The sequence below is a fragment of the Methanomassiliicoccus luminyensis B10 genome, from assembly GCF_000308215.1.
Taxonomy (GTDB): Archaea; Thermoplasmatota; Thermoplasmata; order Methanomassiliicoccales; family Methanomassiliicoccaceae; genus Methanomassiliicoccus; species Methanomassiliicoccus luminyensis.
This window is the reverse complement of record NZ_CAJE01000023.1, coordinates 1-18,567: the sequence shown is the minus strand read 5'-3', so window position 1 is coordinate 18,567 and position 18,567 is coordinate 1. Positions and strand designations below refer to the sequence as shown.

The window sequence follows — 18,567 nt, the reverse complement described above, 5'->3', positions numbered from 1 at the left end:
TCACCGGTCCGTGCAACATATGCACGGGTCCACCGACACCGATATGGTGCCGACGTCGCACAGCTGGTACCCCAGCATCATCGCCAGCAGCGCCTGCACGTTCATGAACGCGGGGGTCCGGAGCTTTATCCTCTCCAGGCTCAGGGTCCCCTTGGCCTTGATGTAGTACATCAGCTCCCCCCGGGGAGCCTCCACCCGGGAGAACACCTCCCCGGTGGGGTGGCCGCGCACCTGCATGGCGATGGGTCCGTCCTTCAGGAGGGCCAGGCACTGCTCGATGATGTCGACCGACTGAAGGCACTCGTCCATGCGCACCATCATGCGGGCGTACACGTCACCCTCCTCCCGGACCACCGGCCGGAAGTCGATCATGCCGTAGGCGGCGAAGCCGTCCTGGCGGATGTCCTGCGGCACCCCTGACGCGCGGGACACCGGCCCCACCGCGCCGTACGACCGGGCATCCTGGGTGGAGAACTTGCCGATGCCCGCGGTCCTCTTCCTCAGGGTGCTGTCCCGGCTGAAGATCCGGTGAAGCTCCATCAGCCTGGGCCTCAGATCGTTCATGGTGTTGGCGATCTCCTTCTCCATCTCGGGGGCGAGGTCCCTCTTCACCCCCCCGATCACGTTCATGCTGTAGTGGACCCGGTTGCCCGATATCCTGTTCACCAGCCACATCACCAGCTCCCGCTCCCGGAAGGACTGCATGAACAGGTTCTCGTACCCTACCGATTCGGCGACGTGGCCCAGCGCCAGCAGGTGGGAGGTCAGCCGCTGGCACTCCATGAGAATGGAGCGGATGAGCTTGGCCCGCTCGGGCGCGTCGACATCGAAGATCCTCTCCAGGCCCTGGCAGTAGACCGAGGAATGATGGAACGAGCAGATGCCGCACACCCTCTCGCAGAGGTACTGGGACTTCTTGTAGTCCATGGACAGCGCCCGCTCCATCCCCCGGTGGTTGTACCCTATGTTCACTTCCGCCCCCACCACCCTTTCCTCCTCCAGCTTCAGCGCCACGTTCAGCGGCTCGAGGTAAGCGGCGTGCTGCGGGCCGAACGGTATGATCATGCTCCTAGACATCGTCTCCCCCCTTTCTCTCCCCCGCTTTCTTGGGCCCCTTCGGCGGTCCCTCCGGCTTCGGCTCCGGCGGCCGGCGCAGCGGGCACTTCATGCTCTTCCCGGCCTCCAGCAGCAGGCCGGGGGCCATGCCCTTGAAGTTCAGCCCGAACAGGTCCACGATCTCCCTCTCCAGGTTGGTGGCGCCGGCGTACACGCCGGAGATGGTGTCCACCTCCCGGTCCGGGGGGAGGCTGAAGCGGACATCCTGCACGCACCCTCCCAGGTCGTAGGCGTAGATCAGCTCGAAGGTCCCGTCGGGGTTCTCCCGGACCATGATCATGATGAGCCGGGCGCCCTTGGCCCTCATCTCCTCGGCCGAGGCGCGGACCTCGCTAAGGTCCCGAAGGGGCGGGGCGGGCGGCGCTTCCTCCGCGCTCATCGCTCCGCCTCCCGGCGCTTCTTTTCCAGCGTTCCCTCCTCCAGGGCCGCGATCTTCTTCTCCCATAGCGACAGCGCCAGCAGCACCCCGTCGATGAGCGCTTCGGGGCGGCAGGCGCACCCGGGGACGTACACGTCCACCGGTATCACCTTGTCCACCCCCCAGTTCACGTTGTAGCAGTCCTGGAAGGGCGCCCCGGTGGAGGCGCAGTCCCCGCACGCCACCACCAGCTTGGGCTCCGGCACCTGATCGTACAGGTTCCTCAGCCGGTCCTCGCACCGCTTGGTGACCGGCCCGGTGATGAGCAGGATGTCGGCGTGCTTGGGGTTGGCGGCATTGATGATGCCGAACCGCTCCACGTCGTACCGGGGAGTAAGGAGGCACCATACCTCCATATCGCAGCCGTTGCACGACCCGGTGTCGAAGTGCAGCAGCCACGGCGACCTCTTGCGCATGGTCTCGATGAACTTCATATGATCACTCCAAGGCTGAACAGGTTCACTATCAGGACGTTCACGGCCATAAGGCCCACCCCGAAGGTCAGGGTGAAGAACAGCATCCTCTCCCTGGTAAGGCGGGCGGTGATGTTGTCGATGATGATGGCGGCGAACACCACCACCAGGACGATGGCCACCCGGCCCACCGCGGTGAGCAGGGGGCTGTCGAACCACACGAACAGGGCGAATACGCTGAAGATGAAGCCCAGCTCGAACCAGTGCGCCAGGGTCATGATGGCCAGGTACGGCCCGGAGTACTCCACGTACGGCCCCGACATCAGCTCCTGGTGCGCAGTGGGCACATCGTAGGGGGACTTCTCCATCAGGATGACCAGCACTGGGATCATGACCAGCATAGCCACCGGGTACAGGCTGAGCAGGCCGCCGCCGATCTCGTCGACGATGAAGGAGCGCCGCAGCCCGATGGCCAGGATGATCAGGAACAGTACCGGCTCATAGGCCAGTATGGCCAGCAGCTTCCTGTGCCCGCCGATGTAGGCGTACGGGGAGGCCGCGGAGAACGCCCCCATGGCCGTGCAGATGGACCCCGCTCCGGAGATGAAGAACGCGATCAGCAGGTCCCCGCCGGTGACAATGATGCCCACGGCGAGGGCCTGGAACATCAGGGTGGCGGCGGCGAAGGTGACCTGGAGGGTGTTCAGCAGCATGGGGCGCTTATTGATGAGCTTGACCAGATCGTAGAACGGCTGCACTATGGGCGGGCCGATGCGATTCTGGAGGCGGGCGGTGATCTTGCGGTCGATCCCGATCAGGAGACCGACCGCCAGGGGGATTAGCACTATCAGGGCGGCCTGCAAGGCCAGCTCGGAGAGCGCCATTCACAGCACCTCCATCAGGATGGGGGCCACCACCATTGCCACGACCAGGATGCCGCTGGCGATCTCCCCGATCAGGGTCACGACGCGGACCCTGGCATCGTTCAGGTAATAGTGGCCCACCGGCTCGAAGTGGAAATCCTCGCCGGAGGCGTAGGGCTTGGCCACCTGCTCCTGCCCGGGACGGAATAGCAGCCTAAGCCCGATGAACACTGCCGCCACCAGCACCAGGAGCACCAGGACCGGTAGCTCTCCCGAGGGGGTGACCAGGGTGACGGAGTCGGTCCCGACAGGCAGGTCGAAGTACTGCGAGACGTAGGGGTTGATGAGGTACAAGATCACCGGGCCGATGAGGGCGGACAGCGCCACGGAGGCGACCATCAGCAGGCCCAGAGTCCACTTGTAGGTCCGGTCCATGGGGTCATAGCGTATAGTGGTCGGCGTCACCTCCGGGTCGGCCGCCAGGGTCGCTCCTACCCATTTAAAGTATAGGACCGCCACGGAGGCGAAGCCGCCGGCCAGCACGAACCCCAGGAAGGGGAAGCTCAGCACCGCCTCGCTGATGAGCCACTTGGAGGCGAACATACCGAAGGGGGGCAGCACGATGGTGATGGCCCCCACGAATATGGCCAGGGTGGCGAAGGGCATGGTGGTCCGCAGCCCATACATAGCCTCGATGTCCTCGCTCCCTTTCTGGTCCTTCACCGCCCCCACCGACAGGAACATGAGGGCCTTGGAGATGGCGTGGTACAGCAGCAGGATGACGGCGGCGGTTATCGCCAGCGGCGTGCCCACACCCACGCACATGGTGATCAGCCCGAGGTTGGCGATGGTAGAGTAGGCCAGCACCCGCTTGGCGTTGCTGGCCGCAATCCCCAGTATCGAGGGGATCAGGAACGACGCCCCGCCGACGAGGGCCAGGAGGGCTCCGAGGAATAATGGGGCTCCCGCGAACTGGTCGGATAGCCGTATCAGCAGGTAGAGGCCCAGGTTGACCATTGTGGCGGAGTGCAGCAGCGCCGAGACCGGGGTCGGCGCCACCATAGCTCCCAGGAGCCAGGATTGGAACGGCATCTGGGCCGACTTGGTGAACGCCCCCACCGCGAATAGCGAGAGGGGCAGCAGGGCCGCCCCACCGAGGCCGGAGACGGGGACGGCGGAAAGGGCCAGAGTGTCATAGTAATAGTAGGACAGGGCCGCCCCACCGATGAGAGCGGCACCGCCGGCGATGTTGACCAGAAGGGCCCATCTCGCCGCCTTGACGGCCTCAGCGGTCCCGGTGTGGGCTATCAGCAGGAACGAGCACAGCGTGGTGATGCTCCAGAAGGTCAGGAACCACAACATGTCATTGGACAGCATCGCCCCGTTCATGGCGGCCAGGAACACCAAGATCACAGTGAAGAACCGGGGCTGGCGGGGATCGTCCCTCATGTAGCGCAGGGCGTACACGGCTATGACCGCTCCTATGAGGGAGGTTATGAGGATCATGATGACACTGAGATGGTCGACCACGATGGCCGGGCTGACCTCGCCGAAACCGGTCCAGAAGTTCAAGTAGGTGCTGAGGCCCAGATCGAAGAGGGCTATCAGGACGACCCAGATGTTCTTCGCCTTCGCCCCCACGTAAAGGAAGATCAGGAGCACCGCGTACTCCAGCAGGAATAACAGCCATTTTACCGCGGGGAACTCCTGCTCCAGGCCGATCTCCATGACCGTTAGCTTGTTCAGGGCCATGTACGCGAAGAGGGCGACCGAGGCCACCGATATCGCCGCGGCGGTCCCGGCCACTATCCAGACGGTCTGCCGCCTCTTCCTGAGCATCAGGCAGAGCAGGGCCCCCACCGCGGGAACCACCACCGACAGCAATGCGATCGTCTCTCCGGCGTTCATTGTTCCTGCTCCATCACCGCACCATTGTCCTCGCCAACGCTACTCTTCGCAGGCTCCATATGGGTTTCTACCGATACTAACACTTCTGACAAGATATTAATGCAAGGGCGCTGATTCTTTTGCCGACGAAAGCATGCCCGCGGACAATCCGGTGAAGGGGACCAACCTTCTGTTGGCTACGGACGGGAAGCCTCACTCGGCCAAGGCGATCAATTACGCTATCGGCCTGGCCAGGCTGACCTCGTCCAAACTGTTCGTAATATATGTGGTCAGCCCCAAGACGGAGGCGGAGAAGCAGCCTCTCATCAAGGAGGGGATGGAGGTGTTGCAAGGCATCAAGACCCAGGCCTCCGGGGAGGGCGTGGATACGACCACGCTGCTGGAGGCCGGCTCGCCGTACAAGGCCATATTGGCCGCCGCCGACCGAGTGAAGGCAGAGTCGATCGTCGTAGGGACCTCCGGCAAGTCCGCCCTGGACAGGGTGCTCATCGGCTCGGTGTCGGAGTACGTGGTCCGCAACGCCCCGTGCTCGGTCATCGTGGTAAAATGAGCGCGATGGCCGCCGGTGCAGCGTGATCAGACGTTGTTGAAGCTGGATAGGGCGTTTCCCTTTCGGCTGCGATGAGGCCGGAGGCTCCGCCCTGCTCATGGAGACCGGCATGGTCCTGTGCCCTCTACTATCGCATCGAGTCCGTTAACGCTAGAGAAGGGGAATCGAACGTGGAGCGGGGATCGCAAGGACCTCGCTACCAGCCAGGGCAAGGCTGTGCTCCCTTGCCGACCCTCCCGTAATGTCTCCAAGAGCCTGCCCCCTTTACTAAGTTCGGCGCCGTTCCCATTTGTCCACGGCCATCAGTATGCCCTGGATGATCGCCTGGGGCCTCGGCGGGCAGCCGGGGATGTACACGTCCACGGGGATCACTTGGTCGACCCCGTCCAGCGTGGCGTAGGAGCCGCGGAACACCCCGCCGGAGATGGCGCAGGAGCCCATGGCCACCACCAGCTTGGGCTCCGGGGTGGCCTTGTAGGTCTGCAGCAGCGCGTGCTCCATGTTGCGAGAGACCGGGCCGGTCACCAGCAGCATGTCGGCATGGCGGGGCGAGGCGACGATGCGCAGGCCGAAGCGCTCGATGTCGTGGACGACATTGGTCAGCGCGTTCACCTCCACCTCGCAGCCGTTGCAGGACCCCGCGTCCACCTCCCTGATCGAGAGGGACCGCCCGAAGACCTCGGAGATCCTGGCCTTCAGCCCCTGGCCCAGCTGCTCCATCGCCTCATCCATGGCGGAACACCACCCTGAGGTCCTCCCGCTTCCGGGCGGCGAGCTCGAACTCCTTGCCCATGCTGATGTGCCCCGGGCACTCCCCGGCGCAGGCGGCGCAGAACACGCAACGCTCCAGGGAGACCTCGATGCCCTCCGGGACCAGGGAGATGGCCCCCGCCGGGCACACCGCGGCGCAGCGGCCGCACCTGTCGCACCCCGCAGCGTCGATGACCGGAGAGCCCATGAAGGCGCTGAACGGCACGTACGGCTCCCGGGGGTACTCCTTCGTCTGCACCCCTTTCTTCATCAGGCCGAGCTTTAGGAACTCCAGCATGCTATCACCTCACAGATCGTTCCCCGAATAGGACAGGTTGAAGCTCTTGTTGATCAGCGGGAAGTCGGGGACGATGTTCCCCAGCACCGCCTGCTCCATGGCCAGCCAGTTGCAGAAGGAGGGGTCCCTCACCTTGTGGCGGTACGGTGTGCCGTCCCCGGACATTATCCAGTGCATCAGCTCGCCCCGGGGAGCCTCCACCAGGGACATGGCCACCTCTTCCTGCGGCACCTCCCTCACCCCCGCGCGGATGTCCCCGCCGGGCAGGGAGTCCAGGGCCTGCTCTATTATGGACATCGACTCCCTGACCTCGTACATCTTCACGCGCATGCGGGAGTTCACGTCCCCCTCCCGGTACACGGGCACCCTGAAGCTGAGGCCTTTGTACGCCGCGTAGGGATGATCGCGGCGGACGTCCCGGTCGACCCCGCTGGCGCGGGCCGCCGGGCCCACCACCCCCAGGGCGAGGGCGAGAGGGGTGCTCAGCATGCCGGTCGTCTCGACCCTGTCCAGCATGGACGGGGACGACAGCATCAGGTCGGACAGGTCGTCGAACTCCAGCTTCATCCTGATCAGGGCGGCCCTGATCTTCTCGACGTCGTTGCCGGTGAGGTCCTTCCTCACCCCGCCCAGCACGTTCACGGACCTCAGCAGGCGGGAGCCGGTGACGCATTCGTTCAGATTGAGCATCTTCTCCCGGAGCAGGTACCCGTGAGCGGCCGGGACGCTGAACGCGGTGTCCAGGGCGATGCCGGCGATGTCCCCGAAGTGGCTGTACAGCCGCTCCATCTCCAGGAACACCGTCCGGATGTGCTCGGCCCGCTCCGGCGCCCTCGCCGAGGCGAGGCGCTCCACCGCCTGGCAGTAGGCGGTGGAGTGCGCTACGGTGGTGTCGCCGGAAATGCGCTCGGCCAGGAACACCCCCTGGGGGTACGGGGTGCTCTCGGAGATCTTCTCCACGCCCTTGTGAGTGTAGCCCATCCTGATCTCCAGATTGACGATGGGCTCGCCGGCCACGGAGAAGCGGAAGTGCCCCGGCTCGATGACCCCGGCGTGCACCGGACCCACCGGTACCTCGAAGATCCCCTCTCCCTCCACCTTCACGAAGGGGTACTCCCTCCTGACCCGGCGGAGGCGGGTGCCGGGGTCGAAGTCCTTGCGCAGGGGATACTGCCCGCTGGGCCAATCGTCGTAGAGGACCAGGGGCCTGGGGTCGGGATGCCCCGTGGGGATGAGGCCGAACATGTCCTGGACCTCCCTCTCGTACCAGTTGGCCGCGCTGATGTACGGCGTCAGGGAGGGGAACTGCCGGGTGCCGGGGTCCAGCGAGGATATGACGGACACGAAGTGGTCCTCGTCCTGGGGGGCCAGGATTACGTGGACCTTGAAGGTGTGGTCCAGCGGCCGCTCGTCCACCGCGTGCAGGGACAGCAGGTACGCGCGGTGCGCCTCGCAGATGTGCCGGACCAGGGGGACCATGGAGTCCAGCTTGGCGTACAGCCGCAGCTCGTTGCCCTCTATCTTGGAGAAGTAGATGCCTTCGGCGAGCTCGCCGGGAAGGTAGTTCAGAACGCCCAGGAGCTTCGCGTCGCTCATGCCCCGCCTCCCGGGAACAGCCTCACGATCTGCTCGAGCACCTCGTTCAGCTCGCCGGGGATGAAGAGCCCCAGGGCGAGGACCGCCGCCAGCAGCGCGCCCATGATTACCAGAGGGAGCCGGCCCCTCTCCCCCTTCTCCGCGTCCTCGTCGCAGGGCTCCCCGAACACCATGCGCCCGGCGTGGTACATGAACGCGGCGAAGATCACCGCCAGGAGGAAGAGGTACAACGCCGCGGCCAGGCCGGAGCCGGAATCGAGGCCGCCCACCAGCACCATGAACTCGCTGATGAACAGCGAGAAGGGAGGGGAGCCGGTGATGGCCAGCGCGCCGCCTAGGAACAGCGCGCCGGTCACCGGCATCACGTGCAGCAGCCCGCGGACCCTGTCGATGTCCTTGGTCCGCAGCTTCTGGAGGATGTTGCCGGCCCCGAAGAACAGGAGGGTCTTGGCCAGCGCGTGGTTCAGCATGTGGAACAGCGCGCCGAAGATGCCCCAGAACCCTCCGAACCCGAAGCCTATGGCGATGATGCCCATGTGCTCGATGGAGGAGTAGGCCAGCATGCGCTTGTAGTCGCGGGCCAGTATGATGAACGCCGCGGCGGTCCCCAGCGACAGCAGCCCGAACGCCAGGAGGAGGCCGCCGGAGAAGCCGGGGCCCAGCGGCGACGAGCCCACGATCATGTGGAAGCGCAGGACGCCGTACATGGCGCAGTTGAGCAGCACCGCTGAGAGCAGGGCGGACACCGGCGTGGGCGCCTGGGAGTGCGCGTCCGGGAGCCAGGTGTGCATCGGCGACAGGCCCGCCTTGGTGCCGTAGCCGACGAGGACGAATATGAAGGCGAGTTTGAGCAGCCCGGGGTCCAGGGAACCCGCCGCGGTCATGAGGGTGGACCAGTTCAGAGCCGACGACTCCTCGCCCAGCACGTGTATGGAGGAGGCGTACAGCAGGATGATGCCCAGCAGGGCCAGGGTGATGCCCACGGAGCATATGATGAGGTACTTCCAGGCCGCCTCCACGGAGGTATCGCGGTCATAGAACCCCACCAGGTACGCGGAGGCGAGCGTGGTGCCCTCGATGGCGATCCACATTATGCCCAGGTTGTCGGACACGCACACCAGGAGCATGGTGAATACGAAGACCTGGAAGAACACGTAGTAGTTCCGCAGCTTCACCTCGCTGATCTCCCCCTCGCGGAGATCGCTCCCGATGTACGATATCGAGTACAGGGAGGCCAGCAGGCCCACCAGGGAGACAAGGAGCAGCATGTACGCGGAGAACGCGTCCATGTAGAGCATGCCCTCGCTGACGGTGCCGGAGGTGAAGACCCCATAGGACAGCCATGCCGCCACCATCAGGGTGAGGGCGGAGCCGGCCACGGCCACGGCCTCCACGGCGCGCTTCCTTCTCACCAGGTAGCACAGGGCCGCGGCGATGGGGGGGATGCACAGCAGGACCTCGATCAATCCCGCAGCCTCCTGAGGATGGACGTGTCGACCGTCTCGAAGGTCCTGCTTATGCGGAAGACGAGCAGACCCATGATGAGCACCGCTACCAGGATGTCGAAGAACACCCCGAGCTCGACGATCATCGGCATTCCGTACGTCACCGATATGGCGGCCAGGAACAGGCCGTTCTCCATGGTCAGCAGGCCCATGACCTGGGTCAGGGCCTTCTTGCGGCTGATCATGGTGAAGAAGCCGATGAGGACGACCGCCAGCGATATCGCCAGGCAGTTCTTGGTGATGGTGTCGATGGCCCCGCTGGTGAATATTATGGGCTGGGTGATGTAGAACGCGATGATGGTCAGCGCCCCGCATGCCAGCAGGGAGGCGGGTATGCTGACCAGAGGCTCCACCCTCTTGTCGACCCCGATCCTGTCCATGACCTCCCGGAGCATCCAGGGGATCACCGCTCCCTTGATGGCGAGGGCCAGGACCGCCACCACGTAGATGTGGTTGACCCCGGTGTAGAACGCCACCGCCAGGGCGAGAAGGCCCAGCGCGATGGACTGGAGAGCGAAGAGCCTCGCCAGGCTCACGGTCCGGCTGCTGGCGACGGCGATGAACGCCGTCAGCAGGATGAACGCGGCGAGCGCGTCTATCACGTTGATGTAGTTGATGGCCATCTCAGGGCGCCCCCAGGATGTAGAACGAGACCACTGCCAGCAGGGCCAGGGTGAACGCCACGGTGAGCAGGTTGGGCAGGCGGAACAGCCGCATCTTGGCGATGGAGGATTCGATCAGAGCGATCACCAGGGCCAGGGCGATGACCTTCACCAGGAACCACAGCGTTCCCAGGGCCAGCGACAGCGGGTCCGCGGAGGTGGCGATCCCCCAGGGGAAGAAGATGTTGGCCAGGATGGCCATGAACACCACCAGCTTGAGCATGGAGGCCGATTCCATCAGGGCGAGCTGCTTGCCCGAGTACTCCAGGACCATGGCCTCGTGGACCATGGTGAGCTCGAGATGGGTGGCGGGATTGTCGAACGGCACCCTGGCGTTCTCGGCCAGGAGGGCGATGAAGAAGGCCGCCCCGGCCAGCAGGAGGGCCGGCTCCATCAGGTCCATACCGGTGGTGGAGATGCGCTGGGAGATGGTCCCCAGCGAAGTGGTCCCGGCCACCAGCGCCACCGAGAATATCGACAGCAGCATGGTCGGCTCGACGATGGACGATATCATCATCTCCCTGCTGGCGCCCATGCCGCCGAAGGCGGAGCCGGCGTCCAGGGCGGCCAGGGCGGTGAAGAAGCGCACCGTCGCCAGGAGGTAGATGAGCACTATGAGGTCCCCGAAGAAGCCGAAAGTGCTGGCTATGATCACCGGAACCAGCAACGCGGCCGCTGCCGCCGCGGCCATGCACACGTAGGGGGTCAGGGTGAAGACCCAGGAGGCGTCCTCGGGGACGACCGAGGATTTATGGAACAGCTTGCGCAGGTCGCGGTAGGGCTGGAGCACGCTGGGCCCCTTGCGGCTCTGCAGCAGGGCTTTGACCTTGCGGATCACGCCGGTGATCAGCGGGGCGATGGCCAGCAGGATGACGAACTGCACGACCTGCACGATCTCGACGATCATCGGAACACCACCAGCAGTACCAGCAACACCACGAAGATGTAGGCCAGGTAAGCCTGGATGCTACCCTTCTGGATGACGCTCACCTTGGTGGCGAGCCACACCATCACCCTGGAAACAGGGCTGTAGAGGTACCGCTCGAACACCGGCTCGTCGGAATGGGCGTAGGAGATCTTTCTCTTGATCAGCGGGGAGGAGGACGGCTCGGTCCTCACCTCAGCATGGGGGCGGTACACCGAGCGGAACACCCGCTCCACCGGCTGCGAGAACCCGGTAGCGGTGTACTCGTTCCTGGGGCCAAGAGGAGTGCCGCAGTCCCAGGTGTCGCCGGTCCTGACGGGCCGGGGGCCTCCCAGGCGCCGGGAGATGACGAAGGCGGCGGGGACGGCGAAGAGGAGGAGCGCACCGATGACCAAGGGGCTCATGCTGGAGAACTCCCCGGCCGGGGGCGAAAGGATGACACCGTTGACGAGCTTGTCGGCGATGCTGACCCCCAGCACCGAGGAGGTGACCGTGTCTATGGCCGGTATGATTAGCACCGAGAGCACGCCGGTGAGGATGCACAGGGCCGCGGCGATGCCCATGCCCACCAGCATGGACTTCGGCACCTCCCTGGCCTCGGCGGCATGCCGGCTGCGCGGCCTCGCCAGGAAGGTCATGCCGAACAGGCGCACGAAGCAGGCGGCAGCCAGCGCTCCCGTCAGGGCGAGAACGCCCACCGCGATGGGGATGAGGAGGTTCAGCATGGCGTCGTGGATGTTCTGGGTGAGCAGCAGGGACTGGAGCATCAGCCACTCGCTGACGAAGCCGTTGAACGGCGGTATCGCCGAGATGGACAGCGCGCCGATGAAGAACAGGCCCCCGGTCCACTTCATCCTCTTGGCCAGCCCGCCCAGCTCCTCCATGTCCTTGGTGTGGGTGGCATACATCACCGCGCCGGCGCCCATGAACAGGAGGCCCTTGAACAGCGAGTGGGACAGCACGTGGAACAGCGAGGCTATGAGCGCCAGGGCGGCCAGGTCGGCGAGGAAGGCGTTCCCCGCGGGGTCCGCCAGGTAGTAGGACTGGAACACCATGGCCGCGCCGACGGCGATGAAGATCAGGCCCATGTTCTCGATGGTGGAGAACGCCAGGGCCCGCTTGATGTCCGTCTCCGCAAGGGCATACAGAACGCCCAGCAGGGCCGAGATGCAGGCGATCAGCAGCACCAGCAGGCCCCACCAGGCGTCATGGACCCCCAGGAAGCCGAAGACGCAGCGGATGAGCATGTACACCGCCGTCTTGACCATGATGCCGGACATCATGGCGGAGACGTTGGACGGGGCGGCGGGGTGAGCTTGGGGCAGCCAGACGTGCAGGGGGACCAGGCCGGCCTTGGTGCCGAAGCCGACGAGCAGGAGGAGGAAGGCGGCGTTCCTGATGGCATCGGGCAGCGCCCCCGCCGAGCTGAGGGAGCCGAAGGCGGAGAAGTCGAAGGACCGCTCCCCGGGCATGTTGAGCCACATGAGCACGAAGGCCGCGGTGATGAGGGCGGTGCCGAGGTGGGTCATTACGAGGTAGAGCAGCCCGGAGGACACCGACCCCTGCTTCCTGTTCTCGTACACCACCAGCAGGTAGGAGGACAGGGACATGGTCTCCCATACGATCAGGAAGAGGACCGCGTTGCTGGCCGTGACCACCAGGACCAGGGACAGCAGGAACACGTTGAACACGAACCCCATGGCCCCGGCGCTGTACCGCCCCTCGTACTCCTTGGTGTAGCCGATGGAATAGACGGAAACGCAGAACGCCAGTATGGATATGGCCAGCAGGAAGTAGGAGGACAGGCTGTCCACCATCAGGGAGAAGTGGCCCAGGGCCGGCACCGAGGTGGGGATCGCCAGCGTTACGACGCTGCCGCCCAGCAGGACCTCCAGGGATACGGCCAAGCCGAGAAGCGAGGATATGGCAGCGGCGCCGAAGGATACGAGCCTGGCGACGCGCTCCCTCTTGCCCAGGAAAGCGGACAGGACCGCGCCGGCCAGCGAGACGATGATGAACGCAAAGAACATGCTGTTACCGTACATCATCATACCCCCCGCCCACCGCCCCGCAACGTGCCCAGCTCGCTTGGTCCTATGCTCGTCCGTACCCTGCTCTGTGGCGGGGCTAATCCGCTGGGTCTCTTTAAACGTTTCGATGACTGACGAAAGCGCGTCCAGACTTTCCTGGGGACGCCGCCGCGAACGCCGGGTCCCGGCGAAGAAAGAGCGCAACGGCCCCGCGCGTGGCCCGCTTCCGAGGAAGCGTTGCCCCTCGGCGGAACGGCCTTGCTGGCCCAGCAAGTTCGAGCGCGGCGCACGGGGCGTTCATGAAAGTTTTAAATCGGCCGCGCCCCAAGTAATCTGGCGGTCGGTGTCCCGTAATGGCGGAAGAGAACTGCGCTGTCGACGCGAGGAAGGGCGTCTCGGCCCTGGTGGCGGCCATGAGGATAGAGCGGACCGGGAGGGAGTTCTACGAGAGGGTGGCCGGCTGCGTGGCGGACGACCGCAGCAGGATCTTGCTAAAGGGGCTGGCCGAGGACGAGGAGAAGCATCGCTCCGAGCTGCAGGGACAGATCGACCGCCTCTCCCGGAGCACCGAATGGTCGCCGGCGGAGCCGGCCCCGGAGCTTATGGACCTCGTTCCCTCCACGGTCTTCCCGTTCCCTCCCCCCGGAGCGTGCCTGGCGCTGAAGGACGAGGTCAGGGCCATGGAGCTGGCGATCGGGATCGAGGAGCGGAAGACCGAGCTGTACCGGAAGGTCGCCTCCACCTCCCAGGACTGCCAGCTGAGGGAAGCGATGAGCTCGCTGGCGGACCGGAACGAGAAGCACCGCCGGGTGCTGGAAGAGAACCTCTTCTACCTGAAGAGGGGCGGGAGCTGGTACGGGTACGAGCCCATCCTGGACGGGTGAGACGTTCGACGTTCTGCCAGGAAGTTTTTTATCGGCATATGACGGTCCCTTCCCCGAGGATGGGAAATGCTTTCCAAGGACAGCGACTGGGCAAGGGACGAGGAAGAGCTGAACCGCATCCTGGGGCTGCTGGCCGCGGCCGTCAGGGTGGAGGAGCGGGGCCGGGACTACTACCGCCGCCTCAGCGAATGCATCGGCGACAGGGAGGGGAAGATCATCCTGGCCAGCCTGGCTGACGACGAGATGAGGCACCGTTCCTGGCTGGCGCACCAGATCGACCGCATCTTCCCGGGGAAGGACCCTGCCTCCATCGAGCCGGACCGGAGGTACGCTGACATAGTGCCGCAGAGGATCTTTCTCGATCTGGCCCCCGGGGCCTGCCTGGCGCCGAAGGACGAGGTCAAGGCCGTGGAGGCCGCCATCGAGGTGGAGAAAGCCTCGGTGAGGATGTACCTGGAGGTCGCCGGCATCACCGCTGACACCGAGCTCAAGGACATGATGCACCGCCTGGCGGAGTGGGAGAAGGGGCACCAGAAGCTGCTGGAGGAGAACCTCCACTATCTCAAAAGGGGCGGGAGCTGGTACGGGTACACCCCCATCCTGGATGGGTGAGCCAGGCATTCTCGGGAAGGGGCGAAAACAACGTCCCTTTCCACAGCTGGTCCAACAGAAATATATATCTGCTTACCTTCACTTATCCACGGGTCACGCTATGTAGTGTTAACATGGCGTGGAACACGCTTACTTTCATCGAGGTGTACCGATGGTAAAAATGCCGGAAATCAACAGAGAGCTTCTCGCTTGCTTGCAATGCGGGTACTGCGTACGCGTATGCCCTTCTTATGAGCAGACCCCCTGGGAGTCCATCACCCCCCGCGGCAAGGTCTACTACCTGAGCCAGATCTCCAAGAGGTCCCCCATGGACACCCTCCTGGGACGCAAGGTCAAGGTGGACGAGGAGTTCGTTGAGGCAGTGTTCAAGTGCACCGGCTGCGCCCAGTGCGAGACGGTCTGCCATGTCAACATCGAGTTCGGCGACTTCTGGGAGAAGGTGCGCGAGTGGATAGTGGACCAGGGAAAGGGGCCCCTGCCCGCGCACGCCAAGCTGGCCGAGAGGATCAAGGAGTCCCGCAACCCCTATGGCGAGCCGGCCGAGAAGCGCGGCGCCTGGTGGCCCGCGGAGGTGCCTCATCAGGAAAGGCCGGAGGTCATATTCTTCGCCGGCTGCACCGGCTCCTACAGGACGACCAACATCCCCAAGGCCGGCGCCATCGTGCTCCACCGCGCCGGCGTCAAGGTCGACGTGCTGGGCGCGGACGAGTGGTGCTGCACCTCCCCGGCCCTAAGGACCGGCCAGACCACCATGACCAACGCCTTTGCCGAGCATAACATCCGCTCCACCGAGGTCAGGGGCGCCAGGGCCATGGTCACCACCTGCGCCGGCTGCTACAAGACCACCACCAACGACTACGGCAAGTACTTCGCCAACCCCTCCTTCCCGGTATACCACTTCTCGCAGTACGCGGACCGGCTGATCAAGGAGAAGAAGCTGAAGTTCACCAAGGAGATCAAGGCCAAGGTAACATACCACGACCCCTGCCACCTGGGCCGCCACGCCGGCGTGTTCGAGGAGCCCCGCGAGGTCATCAAGAAGATCCCCGGGGTCGAGCTGGTGGAGATGCCCCGCAACAGGATGGGCTCGAGGTGCTGCGGCGCCGGAGGCGGCTACAAGAGCGCCTACAACGACCTCGCGGTGAACATCGCCGCAGAGAGGATCAAGGAGGCCGTGGCCACCGGGGCCGAGATCCTGGTCACCTCGTGCCCGTTCTGCGTGGTGAACCTCCAGGCCGGCGCGAAGCAGATCGGCGCCAACATCAAGGTCAAGGACATCTCCGAGCTGCTGCTGGAGGCCACCGACCCCAACGCGACCCCGGCTCCCGCCGAGGGCGCCAAGGCAGCGGCGGAGCCGAAGAAGGCGCCGGCGGAAGCGAAGGCCAAGGCCGAGTCGCCCAAGGCCCCTGCTCCAGAGAAGGCCTCCGCTTCGAAGGCCTGAAACCCCTCGATCCCTTCCCTTTTCCTTTCCTTTTTCCCATTTTCTAGCAACATTGAAATAGCGACAGCGCTTGAGAAAAAACGTTCTGGACATGGCATTCGAGCTACTGGACCCGCGCATCCAACAGGTCCTGCGGGACAAGGACATCCACGAGCCCACCGGGCCTCAGCGGGAGGCGATCCCCCACATACTGAAGGGGGAGAACATCCTGGTGGTCGCCCATACCGGCATAGGCAAGACCGAGGCAGCGATGCTGCCCATCCTGCACAAGCTCCTGGAAACGCCGGGGAAGGGGATCCGATGCATCTACATCACTCCGCTGAGGGCGCTGAACCGGGACATGCTGAAGCGCATGACCGAGTTCGGGGAGGCCCTCGATCTCGACGTGGCAGTGCGGCACGGCGACACCCCTCAGGCGGAGCGGCAGCGGCAGTCCAAGAACCCGCCCGATGTCCTGATCACCACCCCCGAGACGGTGCAGGTGCTGTTCACCGGGAAGAACCTGAGGACACATCTGTCCAGGGTGAAGTTCGTGGTGATCGACGAGATACACGAGCTCGCCAGCAACGAGAGGGGGGCGCAGCTGGCCGTGGCCCTGGAGAGGCTGGAAGCGATCGCCGGGGAGTACCAGAGGATCGGGCTCTCCGCCACGGTCGGCTCGGTGGACGAGGTGGCGAGGTACCTCGGCGGGGTCGGGAGGAACGTCGTCACCGTGCGGGCCAAGGTGTCCAAGGACCTCAACATAACGGTGCAGGCGCCGGAGGTCACGGAGCAGGACCGCGACCTGGCCGGGCGATTGCAGGCCGACCCGCACCTCGCCGCGGGCATGCGGCTGTGCCGCGATCTCATCGAGAAGCACCGCTCCACGCTGCTGTTCGTGAACACCCGCGATACTGCGGAAGCCATCACCGCGAGGTACCACCTGTGGGATGAGAACTTCAAGGTAGGGGTGCACCACGGCTCCCTGTCCAAGGAGATCCGCATCGAGATGGAGGAGGACTTCAAGAGCGAGAAGCTGAAGGGGCTGGTATGCACCTCCTCCCTCGAGCTGGGCATCGACATCGGATCGGTGGACTACGCCATCCAGTACAATTCGCCCCGGCAGGTGGCCCGGCTGATCCAGAGGATGGGGCGAGCGGGCCACGCGGTCGGAGAGAGGACCGAGGGGACCATAGTCGCGTCGAACCCCGACGAGATCGCCGAGAGCATGGTCATCGCCAGGAGGGCCATGAAGGGGGACCTGGAGGACCTGAGGGTCCGGCCCAACCCCATGGCCGTGCTGGCCAATCAGATAGTGGCCATGGGCATGGTGGGGCAGGTGGAGAAGGAGTGGGCCTACCAGACGGTGAAGAGGGCGTACGCCTTCCGCGACCTGGAGCGGGACGACTTCCTGGCGGTGTTCGACCAGCTGGTGAGGATCGGCCTGGTGTTCGACAACGAGGACAAGTACCGCCGCACCAGCCGGGGAATGAAATACTTCTACGACAACCTGTCCATGATCCCCGATGAGCGCACCTTCCTGATACGGGAGATAAGCTCGCGGCGCATCGTGGGCTCCCTGGACGAATCGTTCGTAATCTCCTTCGCCGAGCCGTACGCCACCTTCATCACCCACGGGAAGTCGTGGAGGATCGTGGAGGTGGGCGAGGACGAGCTGCTGGTGGAGCAGGTCCGCGACATCGGCTCCATCCCCTCGTGGGTCGGCGAGGAGCTGCCGGTGCCGTTCGAGGTGGCGCAGGAGGTCGGCTCGCTCCGCCGCACCGGGGACTTCTCCCAGTACCCGATCGACAAGGATGCCAAGCACGAGCTGGGGGAGTACCTGGACGAGCAGAAGGGCGAGGGGGGCATGCCCTCCGACAGCCTCGTCACCCTGGAGATGGGGAAGAGGCTAGCCATCCTCAACATGTGCTTCGGGACCAAGGTCAACGAGACCGTGTCGAAGATAATGTCGGTGCTGCTGTCCGCGAGGCTGGGAGAGTCGGTGGGAGTGAACACCGATCCGTACCGCATCGTGATCGAGCTGCCCCGGGACGTTCGCCCGGACCTCATCATGGAGACGCTGCGCTCGATCAAGTCAGAAGGGGTGGAGAGCCTCATCCGCCTGGTGCTGAAATCGTCAAGCTATCTGCGCTACCGGTTCGTGTTCGTGGCCAAGAAGTTCGGGGTCATCGAGAAGGACGCCGACTACCGCTCGGTGAACTTCACCAAGCTGGCCGAGGCGTTCGAAGATACTCCCCTGTTCGAGGAGGCCGTCAAACGCGTGCTGTGGGAGGACTTCGATGTCCCCGGCACGGTGGAGGCGATGCGGAAGATCGAGAACGGGGAGATCGAGTTCAAGGTCACCGGACTCAGCCCCATCGGCCGGGCGGGGCTGCAGCACTCCCGCGAGCTGATAATGCCGCAGAGGGCCGACCACAGCATCCTCATGGCCCTGAAGAAGAGGCTGGAGAGCGAGACGATGAGCATGTCCTGCCTGAGCTGCGGGACGCAGTGGAGGATGAAACCCCAGGACGCCCCGCCGCGCATCATGTGCCCCAAGTGCGGCGGGCGGATGATCGCCGCCCTGCTCCCGTACAACAAGGAGGATATCGGGCTG

General features: G+C 64.7%; 17 protein-coding genes. 5 read left to right on the top strand and 12 right to left on the bottom strand.

Features of this window, described 5'->3' with window-relative positions; translation table 11 throughout:
- The 5 genes from WYS_RS12305 to WYS_RS15345 are packed head-to-tail and all read right to left on the bottom strand — an operon-like array spanning window position 1 to window position 4,718.
- Entirely contained in the window at window positions 1–1,077 is a 1,077-nt protein-coding gene (locus WYS_RS12305) for a hydrogenase large subunit (RefSeq protein WP_026069092.1), read from the bottom strand.
- A complete protein-coding gene (locus tag WYS_RS12300; RefSeq protein ID WP_019178474.1) occupies window positions 1,070–1,495 on the bottom strand; it encodes an NADH-quinone oxidoreductase subunit C in 426 nt (141 codons plus the stop codon). The genes WYS_RS12305 and WYS_RS12300 overlap by 8 nt, the downstream gene beginning before the upstream one ends.
- The gene (locus WYS_RS12295; protein WP_019178473.1) at window positions 1,492–1,968 is read right to left on the bottom strand and encodes an NADH-quinone oxidoreductase subunit B family protein; all 477 of its coding nucleotides are present in this window, start codon (window positions 1,966–1,968) and stop codon (window positions 1,492–1,494) included. Before WYS_RS12295 ends, WYS_RS12300 begins: the two co-directional genes overlap by 4 nt.
- On the bottom strand, window positions 1,965–2,831 hold the full coding sequence (locus tag WYS_RS12290) for a complex I subunit 1 family protein (protein WP_019178472.1): 867 nt from the start codon (window positions 2,829–2,831) through the stop codon (window positions 1,965–1,967). Before WYS_RS12290 ends, WYS_RS12295 begins: the two co-directional genes overlap by 4 nt.
- On the bottom strand, window positions 2,832–4,718 hold the full coding sequence (locus WYS_RS15345; protein WP_019178471.1) for an NADH-quinone oxidoreductase subunit 5 family protein: 1,887 nt from the start codon (window positions 4,716–4,718) through the stop codon (window positions 2,832–2,834).
- A 133-nt stretch (window positions 4,719–4,851) separates the two neighbouring features.
- Between WYS_RS15345 and WYS_RS12280 the strand changes: the two genes are divergently transcribed.
- The gene (locus WYS_RS12280) at window positions 4,852–5,268 is read left to right on the top strand and encodes a universal stress protein (protein WP_019178470.1); all 417 of its coding nucleotides are present in this window, start codon (window positions 4,852–4,854) and stop codon (window positions 5,266–5,268) included.
- Between the two features lie 267 nt (window positions 5,269–5,535).
- On the opposite strand, the gene WYS_RS16405 is transcribed toward WYS_RS12280, so the two are convergent.
- Genes WYS_RS16405 through hyfB form a run of 7 tightly spaced genes read right to left on the bottom strand, consistent with a single transcriptional unit; the run spans window position 5,536 to window position 13,049 of the window.
- Window positions 5,536–6,000 carry an NADH-quinone oxidoreductase subunit B family protein gene (locus WYS_RS16405; protein WP_019178469.1) on the bottom strand — a complete coding sequence of 155 codons (465 nt, stop codon included), beginning with the start codon at window positions 5,998–6,000 and terminating at the stop codon, window positions 5,536–5,538.
- Window positions 5,993–6,316, bottom strand: a complete 324-nt coding sequence (locus tag WYS_RS16400; protein ID WP_019178468.1) for a 4Fe-4S binding protein — start codon at window positions 6,314–6,316, stop codon at window positions 5,993–5,995. Before WYS_RS16400 ends, WYS_RS16405 begins: the two co-directional genes overlap by 8 nt.
- A gap of 9 nt (window positions 6,317–6,325) precedes the next feature.
- Complete coding sequence (locus WYS_RS12265) at window positions 6,326–7,912, bottom strand: hydrogenase large subunit (protein WP_019178467.1); 1,587 nt, start codon at window positions 7,910–7,912, stop codon at window positions 6,326–6,328.
- The gene (locus tag WYS_RS12260; protein WP_019178466.1) at window positions 7,909–9,378 is read right to left on the bottom strand and encodes a hydrogenase 4 subunit F; all 1,470 of its coding nucleotides are present in this window, start codon (window positions 9,376–9,378) and stop codon (window positions 7,909–7,911) included. The genes WYS_RS12265 and WYS_RS12260 overlap by 4 nt, the downstream gene beginning before the upstream one ends.
- Window positions 9,375–10,040, bottom strand: coding sequence for an NADH-quinone oxidoreductase subunit K (locus WYS_RS12255; RefSeq protein ID WP_019178465.1), 666 nt, complete (start codon window positions 10,038–10,040; stop codon window positions 9,375–9,377). The genes WYS_RS12260 and WYS_RS12255 overlap by 4 nt, the downstream gene beginning before the upstream one ends.
- 1 nt (window position 10,041) lies before the next feature.
- Entirely contained in the window at window positions 10,042–10,986 is a 945-nt protein-coding gene (locus WYS_RS12250; protein ID WP_019178464.1) for a respiratory chain complex I subunit 1 family protein, read from the bottom strand.
- Window positions 10,983–13,049, bottom strand: a complete 2,067-nt coding sequence (gene hyfB, locus WYS_RS12245) for a hydrogenase 4 subunit B (protein ID WP_019178463.1) — start codon at window positions 13,047–13,049, stop codon at window positions 10,983–10,985. Before hyfB ends, WYS_RS12250 begins: the two co-directional genes overlap by 4 nt.
- A 338-nt stretch (window positions 13,050–13,387) precedes the next feature.
- Between hyfB and WYS_RS12240 the strand changes: the two genes are divergently transcribed.
- From WYS_RS12240 to WYS_RS12225, 4 genes are all read left to right on the top strand, one after another.
- Window positions 13,388–13,918, top strand: coding sequence for a ferritin-like domain-containing protein (locus WYS_RS12240; RefSeq protein WP_019178462.1), 531 nt, complete (start codon window positions 13,388–13,390; stop codon window positions 13,916–13,918).
- Window positions 13,919–13,984: 66 nt separating this feature from the next.
- Entirely contained in the window at window positions 13,985–14,530 is a 546-nt protein-coding gene (locus WYS_RS12235) for a ferritin-like domain-containing protein (protein ID WP_019178461.1), read from the top strand.
- Window positions 14,531–14,681: 151 nt separating this feature from the next.
- The gene (locus WYS_RS16555; RefSeq protein ID WP_201798809.1) at window positions 14,682–15,971 is read left to right on the top strand and encodes a (Fe-S)-binding protein; all 1,290 of its coding nucleotides are present in this window, start codon (window positions 14,682–14,684) and stop codon (window positions 15,969–15,971) included.
- A 91-nt stretch (window positions 15,972–16,062) separates the two neighbouring features.
- The coding region (locus WYS_RS12225; protein WP_019178459.1) for a DEAD/DEAH box helicase at window positions 16,063–18,567 on the top strand (2,505 nt) is incomplete at its 3' end.